This window comes from Nocardiopsis protaetiae (assembly GCF_045446735.1).
Classification (GTDB): domain Bacteria; phylum Actinomycetota; class Actinomycetes; order Streptosporangiales; family Streptosporangiaceae; genus Nocardiopsis; species Nocardiopsis protaetiae.
Genome location: NZ_JBJJBV010000488.1, coordinates 1 through 2,720, shown reverse-complemented (window position 1 = coordinate 2,720; position 2,720 = coordinate 1). Strand labels below are relative to the sequence as shown.

At 72.5% G+C, this 2,720-nt stretch carries 4 protein-coding genes; 1 reads left to right on the top strand and 3 read right to left on the bottom strand.

Annotated features, from left to right (window positions below; translation table 11 throughout):
* Positions 1–4: 4 nt before the first annotated feature.
* From ACJOT3_RS34170 to ACJOT3_RS34160, 3 genes are all read right to left on the bottom strand, one after another.
* Complete coding sequence (locus ACJOT3_RS34170; RefSeq protein WP_406977271.1) at positions 5–661, bottom strand: DUF305 domain-containing protein; 657 nt, start codon at positions 659–661, stop codon at positions 5–7.
* Positions 662–779: 118 nt separating this feature from the next.
* Positions 780–1,256: a hypothetical protein gene (locus tag ACJOT3_RS34165; protein ID WP_406977270.1), complete on the bottom strand. Its 477-nt coding sequence runs from the start codon at positions 1,254–1,256 to the stop codon at positions 780–782.
* A gap of 48 nt (positions 1,257–1,304) precedes the next feature.
* The gene (locus ACJOT3_RS34160; protein ID WP_406977269.1) at positions 1,305–2,366 is read right to left on the bottom strand and encodes a LysE family transporter; all 1,062 of its coding nucleotides are present in this window, start codon (positions 2,364–2,366) and stop codon (positions 1,305–1,307) included.
* Between the two features lie 79 nt (positions 2,367–2,445).
* On the opposite strand from ACJOT3_RS34160, the gene ACJOT3_RS34155 reads away from it, so the two are divergent.
* A complete protein-coding gene (locus tag ACJOT3_RS34155) occupies positions 2,446–2,637 on the top strand; it encodes an AsnC family transcriptional regulator (protein WP_406977268.1) in 192 nt (63 codons plus the stop codon).
* Positions 2,638–2,720: the final 83 nt, after the last annotated feature.

Here is a 2,720-nt window from a genome sequence, read left to right as displayed (position 1 = left end):
CGGATCAGTGGCCCTCGTGCCCGCCCTCGGCGGAACCGGACGACCCGTCCGCGGCGGGCTCGGTGCCCAGCAGCCCGTGCATCTCCGCGATCTCCGTCTCCTGGGCGTCCACGATCTCCTGCGCCAGCGCGCGGGCCTCGGCGTTGACACCCTCGGCCAGTTCGGCCTCGGCCATCGCCACCGCCCCCTCGTGGTGGGCGATCATGTGCTCCAGGAACAGGCGGTCGAACTCCTCGCCCTCGGCGGCCTCCAGCCTGGCCATCTGCTCCTCGGAGAGCATGCCCTCCATCATCCCGTCCTGATGCTCCATCCCCTCCGGGGCGGCCTCCGCGCCCCAGGAGTCCAGCAGCCCGGTCATCTGCTCGATCTCGGGCCCCTGGGCGTCGCGGATGCGCTCGGCCAGCTCGGCGACCTCCGAGTCGGCGCGGGTCTCGGCCAGATCGGCCATGGTCACCGCCTGCTCGTGGTGCGGGATCATCATCTGCGCGAAGTGCACGTCGGCGTCGTTGAACTCCGCCGCGCTCTCCTGCGCGGCGCTCGCCGGCGGGTCGGCGGGGGAGTCGTCGGCGCCGCAGGCGGCCAGGGCCAGGGCGGCGAACAGGGCGGTGGCGGTGCCCTTGAGGGCACGGTTCATGAAGGTCGTACGGTTCACGAAGGTCATGGCGACCTCGGTTCCTCTCGGTTTTGGGTGCTTTCCGTGCGGTGTCGGCGAGAGGCGGGCGCGGGCGGCCGCGCGGGACCAGGTGGCCACGCGGGACCGGCCGGAGCCCGCGCGGATCCTATATACGGAGCACCTGGATGTCGGAGAGGAGCGGCCGGTTCCCGGCCGCCACCGACGGCGGGTCCTCGCCGCGCAGGACCTCCGCCGCCGCGGCGGACACGGGCGGCCCGGGCCAGGGTGTGAAGGCCGTGGCGGCCAGGCCGCCCAGCGGCAGTCCGGGGCCTGCCAGCGTGGGGCACACCGACGTGGGGTCCAGATCGGGCAGCGCGGCGGAGACGGTCTCCGGGACCGGCTCCACGTGCGCCCCGGAAACGGCGTGCGCGACAGGTGTCGTGTAAACGACAGGCGTGGCATGCGCGACATGTGTCGTGTAGCCGACAGGTGTCGCGTACATGCCGCCGTGCCCGTCGCCGTGGTCGGCATGGCCCAGGGTGTGCATGGTGCCGAAGGCGGTCAGCAGTACCGTGAACAGCAGCACCCGCACCCACGGGGAGACCCCCGGGGCGAAGGCTGGGCGCTGCGTCGGCACGATCACGGCGGCAGTCTACATTCCCTAACCGGGTAGGGGTATCGGGGGTCGTTTTCACAGCGCCTGCGCGGCCAGGACCGCTCCCAGAACGATGAGCACCGCGCCCCCACCCCGGGTGGCGACCCGTTCGGCCCGGCCGCCGACCGGGAACCGCGCCGCCCGGATCAGCGTCACCACCAGCGCCCACCACAGCGCAGCCGAGACCACCACGGTGGCCCCCAGCAGCACGGTCCGGGGGAGTACCGGCGCGGATGCGGTGACGAACTGCGGCACCACCGCCGCGAAGAACAGCAGCGCCTTGGGATTGAGCGCGTTCACCGCCAGCCCTCGCAGGAACCAGCGTCCCTCGCCCCGCACCCCCCGCCCACCCGAGCCGACCGGCACCGCCGCACCGCCTGGGGCGGCCGGGGTGATCGGCCTCGCCATGTCATCCCGCGCCCTGTGTCCGCCTGGGATGGGCGACGTCGTGTCGCCAGAGGTGCCCCTGTCGCCCGAGACCGCCGTGCCGCCCGGGGCGGCCCGGTCGCCCAAGCCGCTCGGGGCCACTGCGGTGTTTGTACCGTCTGCGTTGCCTGGGGTGGTCGAGGCCGCGGTGCCGCTCTGCATTGTTCGCCCGCCCGGAATGGGTGAGGACGCCGTGTCACCCGAGACTGCCGTGCTGTCTGAGGTGGCCGGGGCCATTGTGTCGTCCCGCGCCCCGTGATCGCGTGGGATGGGCGGCGTCGTGTCGCCCGAGGTGTCCCTGCCGCCCGAGACCGCCGTGCCGCCTGGGGCGACCGGGGCCGCTGTGTCGCTTGTGCTGTCTGTTCCACCTGGGTTGCTTGTGCTGCTCGGGGCGGCCGTGGCGGCGGGGCGCAGCATGGAGATGCCGAACCAGATCAGCACCCCGCCTCCCACCAGCCGCAGCGGCCCCATCACCCCGGGGAACGACACCAGCAGCGCGCCCAGACCGGCCGCCGCCGCGGCGCTGTGCAGGCACAGCCCCGCCACCACCCCGGCCGCGGTGCGCACGCCCCGCCCGGTGCCCGCCAGGGCGGCCTGCGCGATCACCACGAAATCGGGCCCGGGCACCACCAGGCTCACCCACACCAACAGCGTGAACGTCCACCACGTCACGGTCGTCCTCCTCGTCCTCGCCTCACGGTTCTCGGCGTTCGGGCGGGACGCTAGCCCCGAGGTTCGGTACGGTGCGACCATGGCGAAACCAGATGCGGCCAAAACCGATTCCACCGAACTGGATGCGGTGGACTGGGCGATCCTGGGCATCCTCCAGAACGACGCGACGATCCCCAACAAGGACATCGCCGCTCGTGTGGGCATCGCCCCTAGGGCGTGTTCGGTGGATCTTGTTGAGTGGGGCGATCGGGCCGTGCGCGTAATCGGATGAAGATGTCGGCGACACGCACGGTCGCCCGGTAGGTCGTGGCGAGCTTGTCATAACGCGTGGCCAGCGCCCGGAACTGCTTACGG

Excerpts from the sequence above, each read along its gene's own strand:
- ACJOT3_RS34170 (WP_406977271.1), bottom strand. The coding sequence starts at position 661 with ATGACCTTCGTGAACCGTACGACCTTCATGAACCGTGCCCTCAAGGGC.
- ACJOT3_RS34155 (WP_406977268.1), top strand. The coding sequence starts at position 2,446 with ATGGCGAAACCAGATGCGGCCAAAACCGATTCCACCGAACTGGATGCG.